The organism is Roseibium sp. TrichSKD4, assembly GCF_000148725.1.
In the GTDB taxonomy this organism is placed as follows: domain Bacteria; phylum Pseudomonadota; class Alphaproteobacteria; order Rhizobiales; family Stappiaceae; genus Roseibium.
In genome coordinates this window covers 158,198-184,842 of the sequence record NZ_GL476310.1, presented here as the reverse complement: position 1 = coordinate 184,842, position 26,645 = coordinate 158,198, and the positions used below count along the sequence as shown (strand labels likewise).

24 protein-coding genes and 2 pseudogenes are annotated in these 26,645 nt (G+C 54.2%); 7 read left to right on the top strand and 19 right to left on the bottom strand.

What is annotated here, in order from left to right:
- Positions 1–51 precede the first annotated feature (51 nt).
- From TRICHSKD4_RS06600 to TRICHSKD4_RS06540, 14 genes and pseudogenes are all read right to left on the bottom strand, one after another.
- A complete protein-coding gene (locus TRICHSKD4_RS06600) occupies positions 52–2,238 on the bottom strand; it encodes a DUF5682 family protein (RefSeq protein WP_009466705.1) in 2,187 nt (728 codons plus the stop codon).
- Positions 2,239–3,315, bottom strand: a complete 1,077-nt coding sequence (locus tag TRICHSKD4_RS06595; protein WP_009466704.1) for an AAA family ATPase — start codon at positions 3,313–3,315, stop codon at positions 2,239–2,241.
- Positions 3,312–4,730, bottom strand: coding sequence for a DUF5691 domain-containing protein (locus TRICHSKD4_RS06590; RefSeq protein ID WP_009466703.1), 1,419 nt, complete (start codon positions 4,728–4,730; stop codon positions 3,312–3,314). The genes TRICHSKD4_RS06595 and TRICHSKD4_RS06590 overlap by 4 nt, the downstream gene beginning before the upstream one ends.
- A complete protein-coding gene (locus TRICHSKD4_RS06585) occupies positions 4,723–5,943 on the bottom strand; it encodes an SWIM zinc finger family protein (protein ID WP_247642795.1) in 1,221 nt (406 codons plus the stop codon). Before TRICHSKD4_RS06585 ends, TRICHSKD4_RS06590 begins: the two co-directional genes overlap by 8 nt.
- Positions 5,865–6,110, bottom strand: coding sequence for a hypothetical protein (locus TRICHSKD4_RS31615; protein WP_009466701.1), 246 nt, complete (start codon positions 6,108–6,110; stop codon positions 5,865–5,867). The genes TRICHSKD4_RS06585 and TRICHSKD4_RS31615 overlap by 79 nt, the downstream gene beginning before the upstream one ends.
- Before the next feature lie 271 nt (positions 6,111–6,381).
- Positions 6,382–7,233: a sterol desaturase family protein gene (locus tag TRICHSKD4_RS06580; protein WP_040616448.1), complete on the bottom strand. Its 852-nt coding sequence runs from the start codon at positions 7,231–7,233 to the stop codon at positions 6,382–6,384.
- Between the two features lie 177 nt (positions 7,234–7,410).
- A pseudogene (locus TRICHSKD4_RS06575) lies at positions 7,411–8,847 on the bottom strand (ABC transporter substrate-binding protein).
- 128 nt (positions 8,848–8,975) lie between these two features.
- Positions 8,976–9,464, bottom strand: coding sequence for a BLUF domain-containing protein (locus TRICHSKD4_RS27990; protein ID WP_139051995.1), 489 nt, complete (start codon positions 9,462–9,464; stop codon positions 8,976–8,978).
- 117 nt (positions 9,465–9,581) lie between these two features.
- Positions 9,582–10,391 (bottom strand): 3-methyl-2-oxobutanoate hydroxymethyltransferase, encoded by an 810-nt coding sequence (gene panB, locus TRICHSKD4_RS06565; RefSeq protein WP_009466696.1) that lies wholly within the window; start codon positions 10,389–10,391, stop codon positions 9,582–9,584.
- Entirely contained in the window at positions 10,388–11,272 is an 885-nt protein-coding gene (gene panC, locus TRICHSKD4_RS06560; RefSeq protein ID WP_009466695.1) for a pantoate--beta-alanine ligase, read from the bottom strand. Before panC ends, panB begins: the two co-directional genes overlap by 4 nt.
- Before the next feature lie 105 nt (positions 11,273–11,377).
- Positions 11,378–12,991, bottom strand: coding sequence for a thiamine pyrophosphate-binding protein (locus TRICHSKD4_RS06555; RefSeq protein WP_009466694.1), 1,614 nt, complete (start codon positions 12,989–12,991; stop codon positions 11,378–11,380).
- Positions 12,988–14,274, bottom strand: coding sequence for a CaiB/BaiF CoA-transferase family protein (locus TRICHSKD4_RS06550; RefSeq protein ID WP_009466693.1), 1,287 nt, complete (start codon positions 14,272–14,274; stop codon positions 12,988–12,990). The genes TRICHSKD4_RS06555 and TRICHSKD4_RS06550 overlap by 4 nt, the downstream gene beginning before the upstream one ends.
- 48 nt (positions 14,275–14,322) lie before the next feature.
- A complete protein-coding gene (locus tag TRICHSKD4_RS06545; RefSeq protein ID WP_009466692.1) occupies positions 14,323–15,177 on the bottom strand; it encodes a PHB depolymerase family esterase in 855 nt (284 codons plus the stop codon).
- Between the two features lie 106 nt (positions 15,178–15,283).
- Positions 15,284–16,069, bottom strand: a complete 786-nt coding sequence (locus TRICHSKD4_RS06540; protein ID WP_009466691.1) for an ion transporter — start codon at positions 16,067–16,069, stop codon at positions 15,284–15,286.
- A 112-nt stretch (positions 16,070–16,181) separates the two neighbouring features.
- Between TRICHSKD4_RS06540 and TRICHSKD4_RS06535 the strand changes: the two are divergent.
- Positions 16,182–17,102, top strand: a pseudogene (locus tag TRICHSKD4_RS06535) (SDR family oxidoreductase).
- 6 nt (positions 17,103–17,108) lie between these two features.
- On the opposite strand, the gene maiA reads toward TRICHSKD4_RS06535, so the two are convergent.
- Entirely contained in the window at positions 17,109–17,759 is a 651-nt protein-coding gene (gene maiA / locus TRICHSKD4_RS06530; protein WP_009466688.1) for a maleylacetoacetate isomerase, read from the bottom strand.
- Between the two features lie 341 nt (positions 17,760–18,100).
- Between maiA and TRICHSKD4_RS06520 the strand changes: the two genes are divergently transcribed.
- Together TRICHSKD4_RS06520 and TRICHSKD4_RS06515 are read left to right on the top strand one after the other, a co-directional pair.
- A complete protein-coding gene (locus tag TRICHSKD4_RS06520) occupies positions 18,101–18,667 on the top strand; it encodes a peroxiredoxin (protein ID WP_009466686.1) in 567 nt (188 codons plus the stop codon).
- On the top strand, positions 18,667–19,266 hold the full coding sequence (locus TRICHSKD4_RS06515; protein ID WP_009466685.1) for a GIY-YIG nuclease family protein: 600 nt from the start codon (positions 18,667–18,669) through the stop codon (positions 19,264–19,266). Before TRICHSKD4_RS06520 ends, TRICHSKD4_RS06515 begins: the two co-directional genes overlap by 1 nt.
- Before the next feature lie 13 nt (positions 19,267–19,279).
- On the opposite strand, the gene TRICHSKD4_RS06510 is transcribed toward TRICHSKD4_RS06515, so the two are convergent.
- On the bottom strand, positions 19,280–20,395 hold the full coding sequence (locus tag TRICHSKD4_RS06510; protein ID WP_139051994.1) for a YeeE/YedE family protein: 1,116 nt from the start codon (positions 20,393–20,395) through the stop codon (positions 19,280–19,282).
- A 334-nt stretch (positions 20,396–20,729) separates the two neighbouring features.
- Here TRICHSKD4_RS06510 and TRICHSKD4_RS06505 point away from each other — a divergent pair, with 334 nt between their 5' ends.
- Complete coding sequence (locus tag TRICHSKD4_RS06505) at positions 20,730–22,112, top strand: tetratricopeptide repeat protein (RefSeq protein WP_009466683.1); 1,383 nt, start codon at positions 20,730–20,732, stop codon at positions 22,110–22,112.
- Positions 22,113–22,166: 54 nt separating this feature from the next.
- Positions 22,167–23,417, top strand: coding sequence for an OpgC family protein (locus TRICHSKD4_RS06500; RefSeq protein WP_009466682.1), 1,251 nt, complete (start codon positions 22,167–22,169; stop codon positions 23,415–23,417).
- 96 nt (positions 23,418–23,513) lie between these two features.
- Here TRICHSKD4_RS06500 and TRICHSKD4_RS06495 read toward each other — a convergent pair whose 3' ends face one another.
- From TRICHSKD4_RS06495 to TRICHSKD4_RS06485, 3 genes are all read right to left on the bottom strand, one after another.
- Positions 23,514–23,798, bottom strand: a complete 285-nt coding sequence (locus TRICHSKD4_RS06495) for a DUF1150 domain-containing protein (protein WP_009466681.1) — start codon at positions 23,796–23,798, stop codon at positions 23,514–23,516.
- A 29-nt stretch (positions 23,799–23,827) separates the two neighbouring features.
- Entirely contained in the window at positions 23,828–24,259 is a 432-nt protein-coding gene (locus TRICHSKD4_RS06490) for an Hsp20 family protein (protein WP_040616446.1), read from the bottom strand.
- Positions 24,260–24,448: 189 nt separating this feature from the next.
- A complete protein-coding gene (locus TRICHSKD4_RS06485) occupies positions 24,449–25,300 on the bottom strand; it encodes a LysR family transcriptional regulator (RefSeq protein ID WP_009466678.1) in 852 nt (283 codons plus the stop codon).
- Positions 25,301–25,696: 396 nt separating this feature from the next.
- Here TRICHSKD4_RS06485 and TRICHSKD4_RS06480 point away from each other — a divergent pair, with 396 nt between their 5' ends.
- Both TRICHSKD4_RS06480 and TRICHSKD4_RS06475 read left to right on the top strand, forming a co-directional pair.
- Positions 25,697–26,056, top strand: coding sequence for an MmcQ/YjbR family DNA-binding protein (locus TRICHSKD4_RS06480; RefSeq protein ID WP_040616521.1), 360 nt, complete (start codon positions 25,697–25,699; stop codon positions 26,054–26,056).
- A gap of 52 nt (positions 26,057–26,108) precedes the next feature.
- The gene (locus TRICHSKD4_RS06475) at positions 26,109–26,573 is read left to right on the top strand and encodes an MFS transporter (protein ID WP_083782746.1); all 465 of its coding nucleotides are present in this window, start codon (positions 26,109–26,111) and stop codon (positions 26,571–26,573) included.
- Positions 26,574–26,645: the final 72 nt, after the last annotated feature.

Below are 26,645 nucleotides of genomic sequence, written 5' to 3'. Positions count from 1 at the left end.
GCGCGCTTTGGCATCAGGAGCTGCAACAAGCCGGACACCTCCACTCTGTACTCATCCGAACAGTGCATCCATCAAGCGGCGACGCTCACTTTTGTCCATCTGGGAAAAAACGCGCCGAAACAGTGGGAGATGCTCGGTAAACGCATCTTCTTCCAGACCGATGAGCCAAGCGTCCACGCAGGCGCGTAAACCCTCATCATAAAGAAGGCGCTGCCCCGCCCCTTCCAAGAACCCGGCAAAAAAGGCTGCGGCATCTTTTGTTTCCGTTCCAGGAGACAGCATGCGAGCCAGAAGATCTACGGCATTGTCCGAGGTCATCAAATCTGCTTCGTAGAGCAGCCGGGCGGCCAAACCAGAAATCAAACGATTTGCGTGCGCTTCATCCACGATTGCATGAAGTGCGTTTTGCCATGCCTGCTGCAAGTCCTTCAGATCGTCCAGCAGCCCAATTGCATTATTTACAGCCTGTATTTTGGCGCGCATGGCCTCGGATGTTTCTGTGTCGAGACCTCGCACAGCATAGGGCAGAGCAAGCGCGCCTTGAGTGGCAATTCGCTCAAACAAGGTACCAAGCTGAACAGTATCCAGCTCCCGGGCTGCGCCATAACGCAGAATATCAGCAAGAGCTGGAAGCGCGGACAAAAGTTCATTGCAATCAGAAGTTTGACCGGCCCGATCTCCCAAAAGCTGAACACCGCGCGCGGCTGCTTCCGGCAATTGCGCTGTCATGGCATTGAAGACGAGATCAGCCAGCGGCCCCAGCTCGCGGCAGTCTTCGAGTTTCGCCTGAAGCCGTCCACTTGCAGCTTGCTCGATGGTTGCGCCATAGATCAGGTTTTCAACCAGCTCAACCGCATATTCCGGTTCCCAAGCCAGCATCCACCGTTCCCGGAAGGTGCCACGGCTTTTGCCGGGGTCAAGCGGACGTCCCCATGGCACCGACAGAATTGTTAACCGATGCAATAAGGTGGAGCGGAACAGTCCGCTATCAGACCGCAGGTCCAATGAGAGGTCTCGCTCCAATGCCTCCGGCTTCAACTTCGCTTTTTTCTGCTGACGCTGAAGGTCTTCCAGAAGCGGGGCCATTGGCACATCATCGGGGATCTCTCCGGTCTCAGACCCAATCAGAAGTTCGGTTGCAATGGTTTGCCAGATAAGACCATTGCCAAAACATAGACAAGAGACTGCGGCGTCTCGCAACTCCTCATAACCGGGCTGCGGACGCCTGCGAATGGACGCCAGCGATGTTGCAAGGCGTTCTGCCTCAATTAGAGAGGCGGTTGAAACAACTTGCCCCTGCCCCCGCAGGGCGCGCGCAATGCGAGCCACCCAGCGTGTGACCTTAGTATCGTCATCAGCCGTCCAGAGGTGCTGGTTCCAGCCGGGTGCAGCAACCCCTGCCCCATACCCGCTTGCGAAGGACAAACGCGGCGAGGTCCAGGGTGCCCAAGTTGCAGAGATCTTTTGCTTTGGCGCGCCCTTCAAGAGAGCACGGTCGTCCTTGGCCGCATGTTTGGCCTTCAATGCTGGCACATGCCATGCCCCGCACACGACGGCGACAGGACCATCCGTGTCCTTGACCGTCTTTCTGATTTCAAGCCGCATATGGGCCTCTCGGGCGGCTTCGCGTTCTGAAAGCTCGAACTCTTGCGCGCGAAGAGCCGTGATGGCCTGCTCAACCGCTTCAAACACCGGGCCGGGAGCAGGATTTTCTTCAATGACATCCTGCCACCAACTTTCTCCGTCTTCATAGCCGGCTAGTTCCGCCAACACGCCAATCGGATCGCCACTCAAGGAATTGGCCTGGTGCTTCTGCCCTGACGTGTCTGTGGCTTCCTGTTCGAGCGTCTGTTGTTCCTCCGTTTCAGCGGGGTCACCCTCACCCGCCTCCGGCTCAATGGGGTCTTGTGCGTCAGGCTCAATCCGCCAGTAAACCGGCAAGTCAATGAACCGCACAGGCACTGAGTTTTGAACGGCCCACACGACCGCCCGGTATTCAGGCGAATACTCTGCAAATGGCCAGAACACTGTTTTTTCCGGCATATTTGCCGGATAGCCGAGAAGCGCGACCGGAGGCTTTATTTGCGGACTGGCCAACATGGGCAAAAGGTGGCTGAGATCAGCTGGGCCTTCAATCAGCACCTCGTGAGGCCTGACCTCATCCAAAGCCTCTACGAGACGCCGGGCAGAGCCCGGTCCGTGATGCCTGATGCCGAAATAGGAGACGGGAGCTGCCACTTAAACCAACTCGGTCAATGCCTGATAATAATCGGAATAGTCGCGCCGTTTTTTCAGGACCGTTTCCAGATATTCTTCAAGAACCACCTTGTCCTGAACCGGGTCTTTCAACACAGCCCCAATGACGTTGGGCGCAAGGCTATATGCCGAAAGGGTCCCTTTGTTGAAGTAAGCTGCATGGCTCAGTCCGCCGACCGTGACCGCGATCGCTTCTGCTGTTGAAAGGTTTCCGGACGGCTTTTTCAAGGTCGTCTTGCCATCCAGTGTTTCGCCTGACCGCAATTCGCGGAAGATCGACAACAATCGCGTAACTTCCTCTGCAACGTTTTTCGGAGCCGGTAGATCCAGGGAATTTGCCATCTCTCCAACCCGCTTTGTCACAATGGCAATCTCTTCGTCCATGTCGTCAGGCAGTGGCAGGACCACAACATTGAAACGGCGTTTCAGGGCGGCAGACAACTCGTTTACGCCCTTGTCTCGGTCGTTGGCCGTTGCAATTACATTGAAACCCCGGTTTGCAAACACCGCGTCATTCAGTTCCGGGATCGGCAGCATTTTTTCCGAAAGCACAGTTATCAGCGTGTCCTGCACATCCGAGCCCATCCGAGTCAGTTCCTCCAGACGGCACAGTTTTCCGCTTTCCATCGCCCGAAATAGAGGCGTCGGCACCAAGGCTTCCCGGCTCGGGCCATGAGCGAGAAGCTGGGCGTAATTCCAGCCATAACGCACCTGATTTTCATCGGTTCCGGCAGTACACTGGATCACCAATGTCGAGTTTCCAGAAATGGCAGCGGCCAAATGTTCTGACACCCAGGATTTCGCAGTTCCCGGAACTCCGAGAAGAAGCAGTGCCCGGTCGGTCGCCAGTGTTGCAACAGCCGTTTCAATCAAACGCCGATTGCCGACATATTTGGCACTGATTTCAACTGATCCAGCCTTGCCGCCCATCACATAAGTGATGACCGATTGCGGAGACAAAACCCAACCTTGTGGCTTGGGGTGATCATCGACCGCTTTCAGGGCTTCGATTTCGGCTGCATAGGTAATCTCGGCCGGACGCCGCAACGTGTCACTCATTTGATATCTCCGGAGGGCAAAGCGGCGTTAAACTGCAAGACAAGCAGTGCCGCGTCGGCGCGGGACAAACCCGCTTCAATAAATGTGTCGATCAAGGCTGTAGCCGCTTGAGGGTCTGCCAAAAGGCCCAGAATGAAAAGGCTGGGGCGCAGGACATGATCATAAGCCCCGGCCTTGTCGCTCTTAGCCTGTTCCTTGATCTTGGCAATCAGCGATTTAACCTGCAGAGACTTTGACAAGACATCAAGGCTCAAGTCTCCAAGGCGATGACGTGCGCAAGCCAGAACGGCCTCCATCAATTCATCATCTTGTTTCATGATTGCCGGCAGGCGTGCCCACCGGTCCGCTGGCGTCAGCCGGTCAAGCAGTGACCCGATGACGTGGAGCTGCACTTCACCGCTTTCCAGTATTCTGTCCATCAGGCTCCGAACAGCATCGTCAGAACCGGTGCGAGCAACCATGTCGAAGAACTCTCGGTCCTCTCGCTGATTTGAAAACTGCCATCCTGCAATGATGATGTCCGGGGCAAGTTCTAGCGCGGTAGCCAAACCATTCAAACTGACTGCTTCAAACAGGTCAGCCCGGCGTTTGTGTTGGGCGGATGTTTTCAGTTTCTTCGGGCGAACGGTCACCTTGCGCCGGATAATCCAGCTTTTGCCAAGCTCCAAAAAATCGGCAAGTTCCGAGACCGCGTCACCTTCGTCCTGCTGCAAACCCAGTCTCGCCAGATAGGATTGCGCCAAGGCCTTGACCTTTCCTGAGCGGTCCGTCTCCAGCAGCTTGTTCAGATGGGGTGCGTCATTGGGTCCAAGCCCGATTTCAAGAACCTGAACTGCGCGCAATCTTTGTTCAGCTGGAAGTTCTGCCGCTTTTTCCACCAACATGTCGCGAGCCGCGGACGGGTTGTTCAACCTGATTTGCCTTAGAGCATGAACCCGCTCCGACGGCATGAAATCATCCCAACTGGTTGCCGACAGCTCGCTTAGGTCTGCCTCCTGCCTTTCACTCCATTGTTCCCACGGAGCGTAGCAGGCCGGAAGGTTCTCCATATTGGCGGGCATGAAGTCCGCCGGATGGCTCGTAAACCCGCGGGCAGCGAGAAAGCTGAGTAAAAGATCACTTTGCTCTCGGGTCGGTTTGACCAGCAAGAAGATGCGTCGAAACAGACCCCGCTGCGCGTCCGACACTGGCGGCAAATCCAATTTGGGCAGCGATGGATAAGGCTGGAGATCCTTGGCAGGTGCAGGCCGAAGTCCCACCTGCGCCGCTTGTGCTACCAAGGCCAATAGCGAAAGGTCGGGATTATCTGTTTGGGACGCCAACGAACGCCAAGCCTCAGGCGCTTGTTCTTGCGCAGACCCGCCCACCATCCAGCGACTTTGAATGCGCTCCACAAACTGGCTTAGATCAACCATTTAGCTGAACCCTACCCCAATTTGTGCGAGCACACAGAAGTGTCAAACGCAGTCCGTCCCAAAGTCCGAAAGAGGATTGCAATTGAAATCCCGCGGTATGCGGATCGGGAGCATTTTTGACCGGCAAGGCAATTTGCCCATCAACAGACTGCCACCACGTCTCCGGCCCATTCTTGCAATACCGCCCCTCGGGCAAAACCGCCGGTGCCACGCCGGTCCAGGGCGCTACATCTTGAATCTCCAAGAAGCTTTGCAGAGGATCACTCTGCAGCTCGATTTCCGGCCATGGCAAGGGTGTGTCCGGTGCTGATTTCCGCTCTCCTAATACAGCTCTAAGCGGATGGCTGGCGGGGTAAAAGACCAGTTCCGCGTGGAGTTGTTCTCCCATGACAACCGCGCTGGAGCGCTTTCCGAGACTGGCCGGAAAGAAATCAAGGAGAACAGCAAAGCGCGGCCCGCTCGATTGAAGGTTCATGAGCCATGTCGCCTGACTGACCATCCCGTCCCGCCGGGTTGAAATATCTTCGCCAACCACTTCCCAGACCGACGTCACCTTCTGCGCATTCGGATTTTCAAAGAGACTGTCTCGCGTTTCTGACGTAGCGATCATCCGCCGTAATTCGGGATCCGCCGGGCTTTGCCGCCAAGCGGCGAGCAAGAGCACGATTTTTCCAAGCTCACGCACAACCAATTGCATCCGTTCTTCTCCGGGATAAGCAAGAGCAAGTGCAGGCAATTCATCAAGACGGCTTGCGAGCGCCTGAGCCTTACCATCCACGAGGCGCGCTGCAATCGCACGACAGCGATCTGTCATGTCTTCCAGAAAAGCTGATAGGCCGGTGCGGAGTTGGTCGCCGATCCATTGTTCAAGATCGTCGGCCGCACCTTTTAAAGCCGCCTCTGTTTCCTGTGCCCGCTTCTCCGCAGCTGCCTTTTTGCGCGCCTCTGCCTTCGGGTCGTTTGGCTTTTCAGGTTCAGTACGCATGGCCGCTGTAAGCGACTTGTCCTCGCCAGAATTCGGCGGTGCCGATTTGGGTGCGGATGCGGTGGTTCTCCTGCGCCCCAGCCAGTCCGAAACCCAGTCAGGCGTTTCAGCGGGCTGAAATGGCACCGGATCATCAACGTACATCCACATCAGGGCAAGAACATGCTTGCACGGAAACTTTCGCGATGGGCAAGTGCACTTATAGCCGTGATTTGAAGTGTCAAACACCGTGCGATACGGATTTGCGCCCGAACCTTGGCACTCCCCCAGACAAGTGGCTCGGCCTCGGACCGTGCACGCGTCGGCCATTTTTTTGGCTTTGTCATACCGTTGGCAGCTTTCAGAGATGCCTGGTCCGGGGCAAGCGCTGCAATGGCATCATGGGTAAGGGACATTCAAAAAGGCCAACTTTCGGAGATTTAAAATTCGGGACGGAAAACAATGCGAAGGGATCAAAAACCGCCCCCCCGTTTGTCTCCCTCAAACAACTCTAAAACCAAATAACGTTACGAAGGCACAATATCGGCTTCGTCCGAGCCTGCAACATATCTCAAGCGTTAAATTTACAAGGGAACCCACTCTTGATTGAAGCGGTCAAACAAACGACAGCTCCCATCAAAAGGCCAAAGGCTATAACCGACTTGGGCGCGCGGAACAGGCTGTGGCCTAAACGTCTGGGCTCGCCTCTGCCTCAATGCTCTTAGGGTCTTTTTTTGAGGGCGTGCTAAAGGGCTGGATAAGCATCCGATCAAGCCAATGATCACGTTGCGTCCGGAAACCAGCAAACCCGATTGTCATTCCATCATGCCCTTTTTCTGGCTGATCGATATAGGTGCCGAACAAGCGATCCCACCAAGGCAGATTGAAACCGTAATTACTATCGGTTTCTACGCGATCTATCGAGTGATGCACCCGGTGCATGTCAGGCGTTACCACAATCAACCGCAAAGCCCGATCAAGGGCGAATGGCAGCTTGATATTGGAATGGTTGAACATCGCCATTCCGTTCAGAATGACTTCAAACAGGAGAACTGCAACGGCAGGAGGTCCAAGGACAAGAATGACGGCGAATTTAATCGCCATCGAGATCAAGATTTCGAGCGGATGAAACCGCAACCCGGTCGTTACATCAATGCCGGTGTCTGCGTGATGCATCCGGTGGAGGCGCCAGAGATACGGCACCTTGTGAAAGAAAACGTGCTGCAGATAGATCGCCAAATCGAACAAGATGATTGAGACCAGAATTGCGACCCAACCGGGCAGCGTAACAAGATTGAACAGTCCCCATCCATTTTGCTGCGCGAGCAGTGCCAATCCGACGGCTGCAATTGGATAGACCAATCGAACAAGCACGGTGTCGACAATCACAACACCGAGATTGTTGGTCCAGCGGATAACCCGTGGGATTTCAATACGCCGGCGCGGAGCAGCAACCTCCCAGATGGCCATCAGAACAAGCACACCCAGAAATACCGCCAATCGGACGGTTGGCTCATTTGCCAACAAAAACTCGCTCATTCTCCACCCCAACGCGAGAGTACCGCCCGACAGATCAGTCGATCTCGGGCATCAGTTGAAAAGTGTCTCTGACTTTTGAAGTGGGAAAACCGCCGAGAAAAGTCAAATCACGACATCTCACCTTTGATCGAGAAACCAGAAATAAAGCATTGCGCCCTGACCCAAAGTTAGTGGGGATCAAAGACCGGCTGCTTCGAGCTGAGTATTGATGCTTTCAGCAAGTTGATCGAGACCTTCGTCAACGGGCACCTTGTTGGCGACCATCTTTTGAAGGCTGGCAGCCCACTCAGTCGTTAGGTCAAAGAAGAGTGGTTGCGGCGTGAATTTGATGCTCGCGCCAGGGACGGACACATCATGTGTTTCTACATATCCGGGGTAGTTGGTTTTTAATCCATTGCGGAATTCTTCGTCTCTCCAGGTCGTCCGGCGGACCGGATTTACGAAGTTCAGGTTCCGCGCGCCATCCAGATTAAACTGGGGCCCTGTTGCTCATTGCATAAAGTACCAGGTCGCATCGTGATTTCTAGAAAAGGATGACATTGCCAGAGCCCAAATCCAGATGTTCGGCGTTGGTGCAGACGCTGCGTGATTGGCCGCAAACGGAGCGTAGTGCAATTGACCCGACATCGGGTTTTCATCGCTGTTTGCAAAATACCCAAGGATGTCAGCATCGAAGGTCATAGCTGACCGTCCTGCGCCAATATCTTCCCTGACCTTGTACCATGTATGGGTGGACCAATCCCTCGCTCCGCTCTGCTGGATCATTTGCACCCATTTTGCGTGAAATGCCCGAGACTCACGAGTGTTCATTGCAGCTTTAAGCTTACCATTTTCCACCACCAGGTCGCGTTCGCCAAAATTTGCATAGGCCGACAGAAAACCCGGATGGATCGTGGCCCAAGACCGCGTCCCCCGAAGACCAATGCCGTGGATACCTTCATTCCCGGCCTGCACTGCCGCTGCAGCTTCAGTCAACTCATCAAGATTGGTTGGAATGCGCACTCCGGCGCGTTCAAACATGGTTGCATTATAGGTAAGGTCGTTCTGCTCATACCCCCATGGAATGCACCACTGATTTGCATCTCCCGAGCCCAACTCACCGCCGGGTTGTCCGTTCCATGCGCATGATTTTCGCACGCCAGGAAGCACGTCGAACCAATTGTAACGAGGGTTGGTTTTCTCAGGATCATTTAGCCATTCATTATGATCGACCACCCAACCAGCCGGACCATAGGTCCAGGTCATGTAGGCCCCGGTCATGAAGGCATCATATTCGTCGGAGTGGAGAGAAAGCGCTGCGGTCAGCTCTTCGAAATAAACGTTTTCGGGGAATATGTCATAAGAGACACCGATACCTGTGAGCTGACGAAATTCCTCCAGCCGAGCAATCATGGCATCTGTGTAAGGGTGTTTGTTCAAAAGCAGCTTGATGCTTTTGCCTTTATGTTTCTTCCAGTCGAAATCCGACAAAAACGCAGCTTGTGCTGCATTCGAACAGATGGAGGAAACAGCAGCTGCCCCTAATCCAGAAGCGGCCAACCGGCTCAGCAATTCCCGCCGTGACATTTGTCCATCAAGGAAGGCCTTGAGCGTATCTGCTTCCTTTTCGTACATGCCACTCTTTCCGAAAACACAAAAAGAGCCCCCTACTCGATAAAGGGATGCCCGTGTATTATAAATATTTCGGGAAAGTTGCCCTTGGTCAATTTGCAAGACTGACACTGGCAGATCAGCGGAAGCTGTCAGAGGCTTGCCACACGGCGAACCTTTTGAGGCTCGGGCTTGGCTTGTTCTTGCGCGCTCTGCGCGATCTCCGCCAAGAGCTGCTCAAGGGATTCTGCGCTCATTTTCGCCGGGTCAAAACGCGGAGAAGCTGAATACTTTCGGTATAGCGCCTCTGTTTGCTCAGTGATGCTTGCGAACCCCATCTCCCATTTGTTGAACAATCGCTCATCGATAGGTTCAGCCCGCAGAATGATAACGTCTTCATGGCGAGGATCAGCTGAAATCCTCACGAATGAATTGCTAACTTCATCACGATGCCCTTCGATCACCTGCGCAAAATAGTCATCATTGAAGAACAACGTTCCGGTGATACCGCTGGTCGCATTGTTCTTACGGCTTGCCGCCAAATTGTCTTTCAACGCCGTCGTACGCCCACCATGCTCCGGGGTAATCGACGGTGTACTGTAGTAGGTCAATCGCATCAGATACATTGCAGAAACCCGCACTCACACTTTTCTGACGCAGGGTAATAATAGCCATTTAAAGTAGTGTTTACACGTATATGCAATTTCATGAATTGCGGGTTAACTAACTCTGATGGGGCTATAGTCCTACCCTCGAAACTAGCTGTAGGTCTCCTTGTCTGTCGGGAAGTGGCGTGACTTCACATCGTCGGAATACGCTTTCACAGCCGCCTCAATTTGACCGCCCAGATTGCCGTAGACACGCACGAATTTTGGTGGTGTAGGGTTTAGGCCAAGCATGTCTTCCAGCACAAGTATCTGACCATCGCACTCAGCCGAAGCGCCGATCCCGATGGTTGGAATATCAACCTGCCGTGTGATTTTAGCGGCCAGTGGTTCCACCATGCCTTCCAGCACCAGTGCGAACGCCCCGGCCTCAGAAACGGCGCGCGCGTCCTCTTCGTGCTCTGGCCAGCTGTCCTCGTTCCGACCCTGTGTTTTGAAGCCCCCCATGACATGACTGGACTGCGGGGTAAGGCCGATATGCGCCATCACCGGAATGCCGCGCTCAGTCAGGAAGCGAATTGTTTCCGCCATCCGTTTACCGCCCTCCAGTTTGACCGCGCCGCACTGGGTATCCTTCATAATGCGAGCAGAATTGCGAAAAGCAACGGACGGGCTTTCCTCATAGGTGCCGAAGGGCATATCGACGACAATGAGTGCCCGCTGCGTTCCCCGAACCACCGCCTTGCCATGCATGATCATCAGATCAAGCGGCACACCGACCGTCGACTCCATCCCATGCATCACCATGCCAAGACTGTCGCCAACCAGAATGAAGTCTGCGTGTTCATCAACAATGGCAGCAGTGTGGGCGTGGTAGGACGTTAATGAGACAATAGGTTCCTTTCCCTTTCGGGCTCGGATCTGCGGGACGGTGGTGCGGCGAATTTTGCTATGGTCACTCATATTTGGTTCCCCTTGTTTCCATCAACGACCGTAAGAAGATTTGCGATGACCCGCTGGTCAATCAAAAGCACAGATCCAAAGCGAACCGCGAGCAATGCAACGACTGGCCGCGCTGGATGCCCCACCACTTCGGCCAATGTTTTTGCATCCCGAATATCAACGCTTTCCACCTTGCCGTCAGGCGCATCATTCAGTGTCTCGTGAATGACGGTTTTCAGATTTTCAATATCCGGGTCTGTCTTGGCTGCATCTTCCGCCACTGATAGGGCCTTTGAAAGAACAACAGCCTGCTGGCGATGACTTTCGCTCAAACGGACATTGCGGGACGACAGCGCAAGCCCGTCTTCTTCGCGAACCGTTGGGTGCCCCATGATCTCAATCGGCATATCCAGATCGCGCACCATCTGGCGGATTAAAGTTAGCTGCTGGTAGTCCTTTTCACCAAAGACGGCAGCATCAGGCTGAACAATATTGAAGAGCTTGGTCACAACGGTTGAGACACCGCGAAAATGTCCTGGCCTTAGTACTCCCTGCAGCATGCCGGAGAGCTCTGGCACCTCAACAAATGTGGCTCCGCCCGTGCCGTACATTTCTTCCGGACTGGGCAGAAATACACCATCGACACCTTCTTGCTCCAACAGGGCAAGGTCACGGTCTGTATCTCTCGGATAGCTGTCCAAATCTTCGTTTGGCCCAAACTGTGTGGGGTTCACAAAGATCGAAACAATGACCTTCTCGGCTTGCCGTTTTGCTTCGCGCACCAATGCCAGATGACCTTCATGGAGATATCCCATGGTCGGGACAAGTGCGACAGTTCGCCTTGCACGGCGATATCCGGCGACCAATGACCGGACTTCGGCTTTTGTCGGGCAGACAAGCATGTTTCAGCAACACCTTGAGGCTGTGTGGACGAATTGCGAGCGCAACATAGGCAGGTGCTCTCAAAAGGTCCACACGACCAAAGATGGTTTCAGCTGTTTTCCGGCTCAGAATTTCCCGTCGTATGCTTTGCGGGAAATCCGGCATGCCAATATCGTGAAGCTCTCCCGCGCCAAGGCCGCTTTCGCCTCCTTCATCAGAGCTGCCTCATCATCGATCCAAACCCCGTGCCCGCCATACGCTCGAGCGACAGCCGGAAAGTCTGTTTCCTCGAAATCAACTCCGACATTTCCAAGTTGGCTTTTGCGCTGTTTGAGCTCAATCAGTGCAAGGCTGGCATCAACCATCACACAGATGATTACCGGGATCTTCAGATCTCGCAGGGTGGACAATTCACCGAGACACATTTCAAGACCGGCATCTCCGACAAAAACCAAAACCGGCGCCTTGCCATCAACCAATCGATGGCCCATCGCGAGCGGTAACGCACAGCCCATTGTACAAAGAGCAGAGGATTGCAGCATCGTGCGCGGGCTCGTGCACTGCCAGATTTGCGAGACCAAAATCCGGTGCGCACCACTGTCGGCCGTTACAACCGTTTCATCTGGCATAACAGACCTTAGGGCATGGAATGCGCGCGCCGGACCCCAATTCTCTTCCGCTTCGAAAATGCCTTTAAGTTGAGCTTTCGCTTTGGCGGGTTCTGCGTCTTGCCAGGTGGCTTGCCCACCGTCACGAGCTGCAGACAGGTGCTCAAGTGCAGGCCGGATATCACTTCGCAGTGTCGCCTGTACGTCATGCATGCCGTGGGTGCGCAAAACAGAGGTGACCTCGATCACGGGCGCATCCTTGGGCCAAGGGTGCCGCCAGTTAATCCGCATTTCGATGGGATCATACCCAAGCAGCAGGATACAATCGCTCTGCTGGAAAAGTGGCAGTAAAACGTCATCCGCCTTTGGCGAAAGGCCCGCGCCGCCCAGCGCCAACGCGCGGCGCTCGTCCATCAACCCCTTGCCCTTGTAGGTCGTTACCAGAGGTATCTCGAACTGCTCACAAAACGCAGTGATTTCGGGACCAACACCTTCATTCACGGCATCAACGCCCGCCAAGACAATCGGTCTTTGAGCGGTCCGAAATAGCTTTAACGCCTCCTCCAATTGCCGTCCTGGAGCAGGGGCTTGTGCGGGAAGCGGCAAGGGCGTTGAGGCGCTCCAAGGCTCTTCCGTGATCTGATCCGCGACATTGATCGGAACATCAATATGAACCGCCCCCGGCTGCCCTTCCATGGCGAGGGCAATAGCCTTGTCCATCATTGCATCCAACGCGCCCAACCGAGCCGAAAAACTGGCCTTTACAATCGGGCGTAGCAGCTGCTGGTGATCAAAGACCTGATGGGTATAACTTTCCGCTTCTGCAGCATCGACGCAGCCGGTCAGGAAGATAAGCGGCACACGGTCCTGCCATGCATTGGCAACAACATTAACAGCATTGGCGACGCCGGGGCCAAGCGTGGCCAAAAGGACGCTGGGAGCTCCATCGGCATGCCACCCGCCTTCTGCCATGAAGCCGCCGGCATTCTCATGCTTCACCAACACAAACCGAAGGCCAGCCCGGTTCAAACTGTCCATCAGGGCAAGGACTTCACCGCCGGGGATTCCAAATGCATGCCGACAGCCCGCGGCATGCAATTTTCCGGCGATAATGTCGGCTCCGCTTGTCATTGGGCTGTCTCCTTCTTGTTGTTTTCAGTCGGCTCGGGAAAGTCCAGAACGCCAGCGTTTTTCAGATCGCACAACTGCTCGCATGTTAGTCCGAGGTGACGCTGCAATACATCCAATGTGCCCGAACCAAGAACCGGCGGTGCGGCGCGATAACTCACCGGCGTCTTTTCCATCTTGATGGGAGAACCAATCAGATCAACAGATCCCGATAGCGGATGCGGGAGGGTGATCTTCATCCCCCGGCTATGCACATGCGGATCAGTGAAGACATCCCCAAGATCATTGACCGGGCCACATGGCACACCGGCTTCTTCAAGCGCTGAGATCCAGTCCGCAGCGTCTCTTTGAATTGTGACGCTTCGCAACAAGGGCACCAGCTCCTTACGGTTCCGCACCCGGTCTGCATTTAATGCAAAACGCGAATCCTCAGCAAGTTCGGAACACCCCGCCACAGCACAGAACTTTTGAAACTGACTGTCATTTCCGACTGCCAGAATGAACTGCTTGTCGCGCGCGGGAAATGTTTCATAAGGAACAATTGTGGGATGCCCATTTCCCAAGCGCCCCGGCACTTTACCACTGACCAGATGTGCAACGCCTTGATTGATGAGCCAGGCCACCTGGCTGTCGAAGAGGGAGATGTCTATGTATTGCCCCTCGCCGGTCTGGTGACGGTGATTGAGCGCTGCCAGAATGGCCACGGTCGCGTACATGCCGCACATGACGTCCGCAATTCCAACACCTGCCTTGGTTGGTGTTCCGCCTTCTTCATCCGGGAACCCGGTCAGAGACATGATCCCCCCCATTCCTTGAATGAGAAAATCATATCCTGCTCGATGGGAATACGGCCCGGTTTGCCCAAAACCGGAAATGGAACAATAGATCAGCTTCGGATTGCGCGTCTTGAGCGTGTCATAATCCAGACCACGGCGCGCCAGATCGCCAACCTTGAAATTCTCGATCAAGATATCGGCTTTCTCTGCAAGCGACTGGAGCAGGTCTTGCCCTTCTGCGCTGGCAAGATCGATCGCCACGGATTGCTTGTTGCGGTTAGATGAAAGGTAGTACGCGCTCTCGCAGGTTTCCTGCCCCTCTTCATCAAGCAGAAAAGGCGGGCCCCACCCCCTTGTGTCATCACCGCGCTTGGGCCGCTCGACCTTGATGACCTCCGCCCCCAAATCACCCAAGATCTGGGTCGACGTGGGGCCGGCCAAAATTCGAGAGAGATCCAGAACAGTTAGCCCTGACAGGGCACCGCGGGTTTCAGCTGATTCAGTCACCACTTGCCTATATTTTTCTGATTAGGTGTCGGGAAGGCGTGCATCAGAGGCTTAATTGTCTGTTTCGTCAATTGGTTTTGACCACCCGCGTGCTTCACTTAAACGGAGCCAGGCTCGCTTGATCCAGTCTGCCTTGACGCTGTGGCCACCGCCATGAAGGCAAAGCTCCAAGAAACCATCGTTGGCAGTCCAGCTTTCACAAGCAAGATTTTGAAAGGTGCTTTTGTGCGGCAGCGTGCTTTCAAGATCCGCCTGCTTCAGCCAGACATTCATGCTCTCAATCACATCCCCCTGATGCCAACGACCTCCTCCCAGTGGTCGACCGTCCATCGGCACCACCTTGTCGGACGTTCCATGAACGTGAAACAGATATGGGATTTTCGGCGAGGTACAGGTTATCGGTTCCGGTTTCCAGAATGCGCCTGCGATCGGTGCGTAGCCGCCAAAAAGCCGCGCATCGTGACAGGCGGTGTACCATGTCATGAATCCACCAGAAGAAAACCCACTAAGCATGGTTCGTGTCCGGTCAATCCCGAACCGATTTCCCAGATCAGTCAGCACCTTGTCGAAAAAGGCAAACTCATTTCGATAATCGCGCGGGGAACTCGGGAAGGACCATGTTCCCTTGACGCCGTTGACTGCCACAAACGCAACACCCAACTCGTCGGCGATAGCCTTAAACCGCTTGTTCCTGATCTCATTGAGCGCCTTGCCTCGATAACCATGCAGAAACAGGATCGCGCCTCTGGGTTGGTCTGCTGCAAATTCGGGTGGCAAGTGAATGTAATATTCACCCTTTTCGAGCTGGCAGGGCACTTCATCCCGGCATTCGGATGATTGTGCAGGCCCGACCGTAGAAAGGCTCAGCGCTGTAAGTGCAAACAGAAAAATGGCAGGCAGACGCATGGTTTTGCCTCGGGGCGAATAGGATGCTCTTCGTTATTGTGCTTTCGCTCTTTTAGAAAAGACACTTGCGTTCACAGTTTGGCGAGCACGCTTGCTGGAGATCGTTTCATGACCAGTCCCCGTCGGTCGGAATGTTGACCACATTGCCACAATGTTTGCAGTAGACCGCATCTGGGTCATGACGCTTCAAGCCGCATTCCGGGCAAGGAAAGAGAGCTTTGGTGGGGCGAAAAATCGTCTGAACAAGGCGTAAGAACAGAGCGACACCGAAAATCATGATGCAGACGGTCATCAACCGGCCGATGCTGTCGGTCATGGTGATGTCGCCAAATCCAGTGGTGGTCAGCGTGGTGACGGTAAAATACAGCGCATCCAGATAGTTATTGATGCCCGCGTTCCGATCGACCTCGACGACATAAACAATCGCTGTGACCACAAAGATGAAAACAAAAAGATTCACCGTGGAATGGAGGATTTCCTCGTTCTGGCGAAACCAGCGTGATGTTTCTCGAAGCTCCCGCAACAGGTGATAGGATCGCATGAGCCGCATCATCCGCACCACCCTCAAGAACGCGAGGTTCTCGAAAAACGCCGGAATGATTAGGGAGACAATCACCACAATGTCGGCAGCGGAAGTGAACGTTAGAACGTACCTGCCCGGATGCGCAGACGCGATCATGCGGGCTACATAGTCGAGGGTGAGAAGGACGGCGAGCGTATAATCCACCTTAAAGTGCACCGGCTCCGGTTCCAGAAAAGGTGCAATGACGAAATAGGCGATTGTCAGGACATCGAAGACCAGAAGTCCGTAACGCCAGACCTGCGACGTTGTGGAGCTACCAAAATATAGCTGACGCAAGTTTGCGCGCACCCGGCTCATCACATCGGTCATGTGGCTCCTGACAGTTTGCCTAGGCTGTGTGGACGAATTGGAGATGCATTTCGTGGACCAAACGACTGCAGTCTAAACTCTCAAGGTGTTTATCTGCGCTTCAGGCCACTTCATGCAACCCCTGCCGCTGCGTTTTCTCGTTCTCCAATACACCGGCCAATTTTTAAGTCGGCAAATCGGTGCAAATTGTCAGAAATACCCCTACTTACGAAATCACACTGTCCGGGGCCGACACACGGGACTGGGATGCAACAATCAAGGGGCGGGAAACATGTTTCAGATCGAGGGAAATTCTGCGCTGATCACCGGCGCAAGCCGTGGCATTGGAGAGTCGGCAGCCTATAGCTTGGCAAAATATGGTGTCTCTGTTGTTCTTGCTGCCAGAAGCACCAAGGAAATTGAGCGGATTGCTGCCGATATCCGCGAAAAAGGCGGACAAGCTGCAACCATTGCCTGAGATGTCAGCCGGTTTGATGATATTGAAGATGCCGTGCGCCTATGCACCTCCAGTTTTGGCGGCATCGACATTCTGGTGAACAATGCCGGCTTGATCGACCCGATTAGCCGAATTGAAACGTCCGACCCCGATGGCTGGGGCAAGGTCATAGATGTGAATGTCAAAGGCGTTTATTACGGCATGCGAGCGGCCACACCGCACATGCTGGAAAAGGGACAGGGCACAATCATCAATATCAGCTCCGGTGCTGCCACTGGTGCGCTGGAGGGGTGGAGCCATTACTGCGCTTCCAAGGCCGCTGTCCTGTCGCTGACAAAATGCGGTGACAAAGAATTCGGCGAGAAAGGTATTCGTGTGATGGGCCTTAGCCCGGGAACCGTTGCCACCGAAATGCAGGTGCAAATCAAGGCGTCTGGCATCAACCCGGTCAGCCAGCTGGACCCATCGGCTCATATCCCAGCTGAATGGGTTGGAGAGGCGATCTCTTGGCTTTCAACAGATGCGGGCGATGCCTATAAAGGCACCGATTGCTCTTTACGCGATGAAAGCGTTCGCAAAGCCGTCGGGCTGATTTAATCACCTTCATTCCGCATCGGGCTGCGCTGCTGGCGCAGCTTTTTTAAACGCGTCCAGCTCCATACACGCAGCGTTGATGCGGGAAATCACCGGATAGGCCGACATGTCGACATCAAAACGCGCATTGTTGGCCACCTGCGCCACCAAACAGATATCCGCAAGGCCCGGCGTTTCGCCCAGACAAAAACGATGCGCGGTCTCACGTTCAGCCAGCATTTGCTCAAGCGGCACAAATGTTGTGTCCACCCAATGGCGAAACCAGCTTGCGACCTGACTGTCTCCTGCCCCGAACTCGGAGCGCAGGTACTCAAGGACACGCAGGTTGTTCACCGGATGAATCTCGCAGGCAATCATTTGGGCCATGGCCCGTGCTTTGGCCCGGGTTTCCTGGTCTTTTGGAAGCAGGGATGGCTCAGGGATGGTTTCATCCAGATATTCAATGATGGCCATGGATTGTGTCAGAACAGTCCCGTTCGCCAGCACCAGTGAAGGCACCAAACCTTGCCTGTTTACTCGGAGATAGGCGTCAGAGTGTTGCTCACCGAGTTTAAGGTGATGGGACTGATAGTCCGTTTCAATTCCTTTCAAATTCAGGGCTATTCGCAAACGAAAAGATGTCGAGCTTCGGAAATAGGAATGAAGAATAGGTGCTGTCATTGAAACCTCCCACTTTCAGGAGCTTAGTTTCAATTGCAACCAAATGCCAAGCAGAGACTTTCAGGCAAAGTCAAACTACGACAACAAAAAAGAGGGCCGCAATGCGACCCTCTTCCATGAGACCGATGTGACCCGACATCCGGATCAGATCCCAGCAAACCTTACGACGAAAGAGTCTGCTCCTTCACCATCAGAATTTGCCCAGACCCCAAGGTCACCATCTGAAGCTCACTAGACATGGGATCACCTCCTTTCTTGCCGTTGACGATAGTGAGTATGATAGGGTTCAAATGCGCATCGGCAAGTAAAAGCTTCAAGAATTTGAGAAAGAGAACGCAGGAATGGGAAAGCTGGAAACTGTGGACTGGTCTACCCTCCCTCGCCCGGAAGATGATGGAGCCTGCGATCATCTGAACGGAGCCGAGATTCCGAACGTTGATCTCACATCAACCAATGGGTCTGCCGTGCAGCTTGCAGAGCTATCCGGTACGGCTGTCTTCTACGTCTATCCCATGACGGGCCGCCCTGACCGGGCTTTGCCAGACGGGTGGAACGACATTCCAGGTGCGCGAGGCTGCACGCCGCAGTCCTGCTCTTTTCGCGACCATTATGCAGAACTGGCTGCGCTTGGTGTCGAGCATGTATTCGGCATTTCAACACAGACAAGCGACGATCAGCTTGAAGCAGCCGAGCGGCTTCACCTGCCCTTTGCGCTGCTCTCTGACGCTGACTTGAAACTGGCGCGTGCGCTTGACCTTCCAACCTTCCAAGTCGACGGCAAAACCCTGATTAAACGCCTCACCTTGATCGTCAAGGACGGGATTATCTCAAACGTGTTTTACCCCGTCTTCCCGCCAGACCGGAATGCCCAAGATGTGATCGACTGGTTGGCTGAAACCAGATCCTGATGTCTGATCACCCTTACTCCAGCGCCCTCAATCCACCGCTTGAAGGGATTGACTATTCGGCCATGCGCCCGTTTTCCAGGTGGTCCAGCAAACATTTGGAAACGCTAATCGGTGGATGGTTGCAACTAGACCCGCCTTGTCTGGAATTGGCAACACTGGCCCTAAATGAGCTCGACATTCGCCAGGACGATCTGAATGCCAGAATGAAATTTGCGAACATCGGCCTGACCCCCATTCCGTGGCTTTCGGCGGCCAGAGACGCCGTTTTGTCAACGCTTGCGCCAGAGCGCCCGGACCGGAAGGGCAAGGGCACGGTCTACGTTATTTTGCGAGATGGATATGTGCGCGAAAACGGCACCTATGGCGCTTATGTAGGCTCGACGTCAAAACCGTTTGAAAAACGATTTGCTGAGCACCGCAAAGGCGGCAAACGCTCGGCTCGTGGTCTGGCAAAGCACGGCATTGAGCCGCTCTATTCTCTGTTTTTGCCGTTGAACCCGTTCCCTAGCACGACATCAACCTTGCGCGAATGGGAAACCCGCCTTCACGAGTGTCTTGCCCCTGTTGTTCCGAAAGTGACCGGGGACGTCGCCTTCTAACGGACGGAACCGCTCAGCCCATTCCGAGTTTAAAGCGGAGACGCGTGCCAAGCAGACTTCCGACAAAGGCAAAGACCAGCCACAGCCAACCGTGAAGCGATCCCGACGTAATACCGCCAAGATAGGCGCCAATGTTGCAGCCATAGGCAAGACGCGCACCATAGCCCATCAACAGACCGCCAATCACTGCAGTTGCGAGGTCTTTCGCAGACAAATGCCACACTGGCGCAAATTTTCCAGCCAATGCTGCTGCGGCCATGGCCCCGAGAATAATGCCGAAATTCATGACTGATGTGGTGTCGCGAAGGACAGACACCTGACCGCCAAAACCAAGCAGCTCCAAGCCCTTTTTTCCCCAAACGACAAAACCGGATGTGATACCCCAAGGCCGACCGATGAGAACGAAGGTCAGGATACACACAACGGCAATCATGACAGCGCCCAATACCGGAGACCACGCCCCCTTCAACAGGCTTCCGGTCTGTCGGGAAGGCAAGAGCTCCCCGTGAGCTGTCTTTTCCACGCGGATGGTCCAAAGGGCGATTGCGCCCAAAACCAATGCAGTCAGCAGGAAGGCCCAATGTGGCCCAAAGTCCTTGACCAGCGAATAGGCTGGAAGCTTGGGAAGCTGGTTCCACTGCGAAAAATGCGCCGCACCCAGAACTGAGCCAATCACGAAAAACAGCAGAGTTACCATCATCCGCGTTGATCCGCCCCCGGACGTGAACAGTGTTCCCGATGCGCAGCCGCCACCAAGCTGCATTCCAATACCAAACATGAAGGCACCAATGGCTGCAGCAACACCGAACGGGAAAACAAATCCCCCGGTTGGCACTCCGAAATCAGCACCCCAGGCAATTAACGGAAAGGAAACAGCACTCGTCAGCAGGATCAATACGAACTGCGCCCGAAGGCCAGTGCCCTTTTTCTCTGTCAGAATGTGACGCCAGGCAGCAGTAAACCCGAAACTTGCATGATAAAGCGCCAAACCGGCCAGACCGCCAATCAGGACTGCATAGACTTTCTGCATGCCACCATATGGAAACGCGGCCACGGCAACAGCTGCAAGTCCGGCGAGGGCGGCAGCCAACACCGTTTTCTGAGATGTTTCCATTGTTGCAACTTGCATGGGTTTGGACCTGACTTGCTACTCTACCAAAGACGTGGCGCGCCTCACTTGTGCCTACATTCTCAGATCAACAGGAGGCGTTCATTTGCTCCAACGAACTAAGCCACTGTGAATTTCCGGGCAAGAAATGAATTTTCCAACTCGCCCAGCTGTCTGTGTTTTTAAACCAAAAAACCGACCTCTTCGTAGAAATACACACGCCAAATACACTTATTTGTGTGTTGCAGTTCATGAAGTGACCTAAGAGTTTTCATCTTATGCGTAAGGTGAGTTTGGACATTGATCGTTCAAAGCGACCAATGCGGAATTCAGTCGAATAGGGAAGATCTGGACAATGCGCCTGCTGGACCAGTTTGGTTATGAGCTGACTGCCGAAAACATGGAGTGCATTTCAAGCTGGAATGCAACCGTGGGGGCTTTTCTGGCTCACGGTAAGGAAACTCCTGTTCATCTGGATCAGGCCTTGCAACATGACCCCCAATTCGCGCTTGGGCATGCAGCTCGCGGTCTGTTTTGCCTTTTGTTGGGCCGCAAAGAACTTGTTACGACGGCCAAGGATTGCCTGACCATTGCCAAAACATCCCTGAAAGAGCGTGGGGGCGTTGATCGAGAACAAGCCGTGGTTCGTTCGCTGTCTGCATGGCTGAACGGATGGCCGTCTGAATCAGCAGAAATCCTTGATACGGCCCTTCGCCAGCATCCACGTGATGCGCTTTTGCTAAAGCTGGTTCATGCCATCCGCTTTGTTATGGGCGATGCCGCCGGAATGCGCCATTCCATCGAAACGGTATTTCCCGAGTATGATCCAACACATCCGTCTTTCGGATATGTTCTAGGTTGCCGGTCATTTGCGCTGGAGGAAACCGGCGATTACCGGATGGCCGAGACCGTTGGCCGCGAGGGACTTGAATATGCCCCCGATGATGCATGGGGTCTTCATTCGGTCGCGCACGTTCATGACATGACCGGTCGCATGGAAGAGGGCATCAAGTGGTTGGAAAACCAGCCCGATGGCTGGGCGCACTGTAACAACTTTGGCTATCACGTCTGGTGGCACTTGGCGCTGATGTATCTTGACCGCGGTGATATCAGCCGTGTTCTGTCGCTTTATGACGAGGAAATCCGGCGGGATCACACCGACGATTATCGCGACATTTCCAATGGTGTGTCCCTCTTGATGCGGCTCGAGCTTGAGGGTGTGAATGTTGGCCACCGCTGGGAAGAATTGGCGCAATTGTCGGACAAGCGGGCGGAAGACAGCTGCAACGTTTTCGCTGACCTGCACTATTTGTTGGCGCTTCTTAATGGCGGAAAGCGCCTTGGCGCCGAACGCTTGATGAAATCACTTCATACAACAAGCGCCGCTGACGGTGATCTTGCGCGCATTGCCAAGGATGCCGGCCAACCAGCTGCCCTTGGGCTTGAGCAATTCCGGCTCGGCAACTACGGCTCTGCCTTCATGCATTTAAACACCGCTCGGTTCAACATGCCTCGGATCGGCGGATCACATGCGCAGCGCGACGTCTTTGAACGAATGACCATTGATGCGGGAATTCGAGCCGGATTGGCTGCAGATGCACAAAAGCTGCTGAATGAGCGAATGAAATTGCGCGGTGCACTTGACCGCTACGCCGAACAGCGCTTTGAAATGTGCGAAAAAATGCTGCGAGCTGAAGAGATCATGGGTGACGAAAAACTTCGGGCAACGCCTGCCTGATCTTTTGCCTAACAGCGAGGCGGACAACAAGAAACCACAACAGAACCAATACCCGTGACCAAACAGCAACCGATCACCAAGCGGCCGCGTGACCCTCGTCTGGACTTTTTCCGTGGCCTCGGCATGTTCATCATCTTCATCGCCCACGTTCCATGGAACTGGTGGACGCTCTGGATTCCGGCGCGCTTTGGATTTTCCGATGCCACCGAGATCTTCGTGTTTTGCTCTGGTATGGCATCCGCCCTCGCCTTCGGCAAAATCTTCGACACCCACGGCGTTGGCATTGGTGCAGCCCGCATTCTCCACCGTATGTGGCAGGTCTATTGGGCTCATATTGGTCAGTTTCTTGTCATAGCCGTTGGTCTGGTTGCGGTCCATGAAAGTGGCTATCTGATGGAATGTTGTAATCTCACGCAGGATTACGTCGTCTCATTGAACCTTTGGCACCTTTATAACAAGACCGAAATCTCCCTGCCGGGCATCATGAGCCTGACCTGGGTCCCGAACTATTTCGATATCCTGCCGATGTATACCGTGATCCTGGCGCTTATCCCGGTGATCATGATCGCGGCCCGCATTTCCGTGCCTCTGGCCTTCGCAGTTTCCATCGGCCTATGGATTGCTGCTCAGTTTGGGTATCTGGACCTCCCTGCCGAACCATGGAGTGACCGAAAGTGGTTCTTCAATCCGTTTGGGTGGCAGCTCGTGTTCTTCACCGGCTTTGCTTTCATGCGCGGCTGGATTCCCGCTCCACCTGTGAACAAACGCCTCATCGGGCTCAGTCTAGCTATCGTCCTTCTTACCATCCCGTTTGCGTATTTCCGGGTTTATCAAAATCTGGAATGGGCATCTGACCTCCGGGGCGTGATCAAGCCCTTCTGGATCAAGACTGAATTTGGCTTGTTCCGGTATATTCACTTTCTGGCGCTGGCTTACCTTGCTTGGATCGCTGCGGGGGAACATGGCAAATATCTCTCCACCGGCTCCGCGATTTGGCAGGGATTTGTGAAAGTCGTCCAGAAGGTCGGGCAACAATCACTCGCCGTTTTCATGGCGAGCCTTGTATTCGCTCAGGCGTTTGCGATCATTCGAGACATGTTCTGGGCGCGGGGTGAGTGGTATGCGCAGGTTATCGTCAACTTCAGTGGCTTTGCCGCTCTGATTGCCGTTGCCTATGTGGTGTCTTGGTACAAGAGCCAGCCATGGCGCAAACCACCTCACAGCAACCTCCCCTCAGCTCCATCCAGTGTTTCACCTGCTGAAACGCAATCGAGCCGGACAACAAAGGTAAATGAGCCCGCATAGTCGGCGGGGACCTTACAGCACATACAAAAACAGCCTTGGACGAGAGTGTCGTCCAGGGCTGTTTTCATTTCATGCATCGGGCTTAGGGTCAGGAGCCTAGTGCGTGGACACCATTTGCAGTTCATTTTCGAAAGCATTTGCCATGAGGGCATCCTTCGTGTCTGCAAGCATCATCGGTGTGCCATCCGCATTGAAAAGCGCATAAAGCAGCACGTGCCCGGAAATGGCTGGTACTTGTGGGAAAAGAGTTCCCAGCTCATGTGGTCCAATCGGCCGCAGGTAAGCCACTTCACCAGTTCCGAGTTGGATGAAATCATCATCGGACATGGGAACATGCGAAGGGGTCTGCTCCTCGAGCGCAGGTGAGTTCGGATTATACATGCATACTACTCCGTCGATGGCCCCGGCGATTATTCGCCACTGGAGATTTCAATCTTCCGAATAACGCGCTCCGGCTCTGGGCGGGCAAGGTCGATTGAAAGCAGTCCATCCTTCAAATCGGCCCCGAGGATCTCAATCCCCTCAGCCAAGACGAAGGCACGTTGGAACTGACGCGCAGCGATCCCGCGATGGAGATACTGACGGGTCTTATCGTCGATTTGCCGACCACGAATAACGAGCTGGCTCTCTTCGACAGACACATCCAGCTGATCGCGCGTGAACCCGGCAACAGCCAAGGTTATGCGGATGATATCCTCACCTTGTGCTTCGGATTTGGGCAGGCGTTCGATGTTGTATGGCGGGTAGCCATCATTTGCAGCTTTGGACACGCGATCCAAAACACGCTCAATGTCATCGAACCCGAGCATAAACGGGCTGGAAAAAGCTGACATTCGTGTCATCCTCAAAGTCCTATCATAGCGACCTTGCGCCCGGACCCAAAGAGCGGCATCCGGACATGAGGCACGGGGCCTCTGTTCACATCAGAATATGGCGACTTGATCTTCCTGATTCAAGCCGAACCCGCATTGACTATTTCCAAAGCCTGATAACGCGGGATTAATTTCGCCCAAATAACCACCCGGCCCGCCCTAATAGATCATCTCGGGGTCGGTCCTCAGGAAGGAGCGCAGCGCGTTGATCGCTTGACGTGTCTGGGAGCGATGGCGATCCTCGTGATGCATCACAAGCCACCTTTCAGTTTCCAGCTCGCTCAATTCATCCCCGATGCGCTTCAAGTCTTTCATTGGATCTCCCACAAATGTGGGCAGTACCACGTTCCCTTGTCCTGTTCGCGCCACAGACAGAGCGTGAGAAGCGTCATTGACGGTGACACCGACCTTGTCCGCAAAATGCCTTCGAAGCCAGCGGCCAGTTGGCGAATTAGCGCCACCTTCTACAAACCCGATCCATTTGCCCGAAGGATCCTTTAGGGCAGCTGAACAATAAGCACAAAACCGAACCGCGCCGACCTTCTGACCTGCAAGCCACGGTTCTTCGGGTGGCGCATTTCGCACCCCAATATCAATCTGCCGTCTGGCGATGTCTCGTTTTTGAAGGTCCGACAGGAATTCCGGGATCCAATCATTTTCCGGCTTCCAATAGGTGGTCAAATTGTCGGCAAGGAGCCGAATGGTCCAGTAACCTGCTGAAATGCGGATGCGGCGTTGCGTTTGTCTATCAGCCGTCCAAGCATCTATCGCGCTCGCGGAACTCTCCATTTCTTGAGCTGCGATCAGGAGATCCCCCGCTTCCTCGGTAAGCGCATAGCCACGCGCACCGCGATGAAACAAGCGCATGCCCAGTGCCTCTTCAAGCATAGCCATACGGCGGCCGAGCGTTGCGGGGCTGCTCCCCGTTTCACGCGAGGCGCCAGACAAACCTTCATTTCGTGCAACGGCAAGAAACAGCTTCAAGTCCTGCCAATCAAACTCTCTTTTCATTTTTGAAAAGTCGCTTTCACCATTATCTGCAGTGAATTTTCACTAGAGGGCTTATCACATTTCCCAGTCTAGAGCTTTCTTTTCATAAATGGAGCGCAATTTTGCGGAACCTATGATGCCAGCCCCCATCTTTCCTTTTGCTTTGCCACAAATACGGCGTACCCATTCCCCGCTTGCGCGGAATGACATACGCCGCGTCCTCTATCCGCATGCTGATGTTCTTTGGGGACCACCGCCTCCAAGCGACATTCCCCTCCCTCTCGAACAAATGCCCGAGAAGCGGCGACTGGTTATACTGAGTTTGTTACCGCTCAAGTTTTTGTCATGCTGGAGGCGCTTGCGAACACTTGGCAACAATTGCATGGTGAGCTTGGTTCAAAAATCAAAGCTCCTTCCGTGACACGATCAGAATTCAATCAGTTTTGTGCTTCGCTTTCCGCGACAACGAATGTCATCCAGTGGGGAAATGCCTCTGTCTGGAAAGTTGGCGGCAAGATTTTCGCCATTTGCTCCGCCTGGGGCGATGACATTGAAGATAAAGTCGCCTTCAAATGCTCAGGACTCTCTTACTCCCTGTTAAGTGATCAGGAGGGTTTTCGCCCCGCACCTTATTTGGCACGCGCCAAGTGGATACAGGTGACAAAACCGGAGGCTTTGACAGATGATGAACTTCGCGATTACATCTCTGCTGCGCACAAGATCATTTCTGCGAAACTAACGCGAAAACAACGGGCAGACCTTGGCCTTATCGTCTGATCCCGCGCCACACAATAACCGCGCGGCCAAATTCCGCTCACTATGTCTGTTGATGCTGGCTGAAATTGCAGTGATGAGCCTTTGGTTTCTATCCGCTGCCATTTTGCCTGAAATGCTTTCAGAGCACGCGGTCTCCGAAACGCGCCAAGCCGCCCTGTCCAGCGCAGTCCAGGCCGGTTTTGTGTTTGGCGCTCTGGCGTCGGCGTTTTTGGGATTGGCGGACCGGATCAATCCCGCCCGGCTGTTTGCTGTATGCGCACTTACGGCAGCGGTCGCCAACCTGTCGCTACTGGTCCTGACACCGGGCGGAACTGCCTCCATTCTGGCCCGATTTTTGACCGGAGCGATGCTTGCCGGTGTTTATCCCGTTGGAATGAAAATCGCCGTTGGGTGGGGCAAGGAAGACCGTGGATTTCTGGTTGGTACGCTTGTAGGCGCACTGACATTTGGCTCTGCCTCCCCGCATCTTCTTGCTTTACTTAGGGGTCAGGACCCATTAATTTGGATGGAATGGTAGGGATGAATTTGTTCGGATACGATGCGCAAGGCTGAATGAAACCGTCCGGTTTTCAAAGATTTGCAACGACGT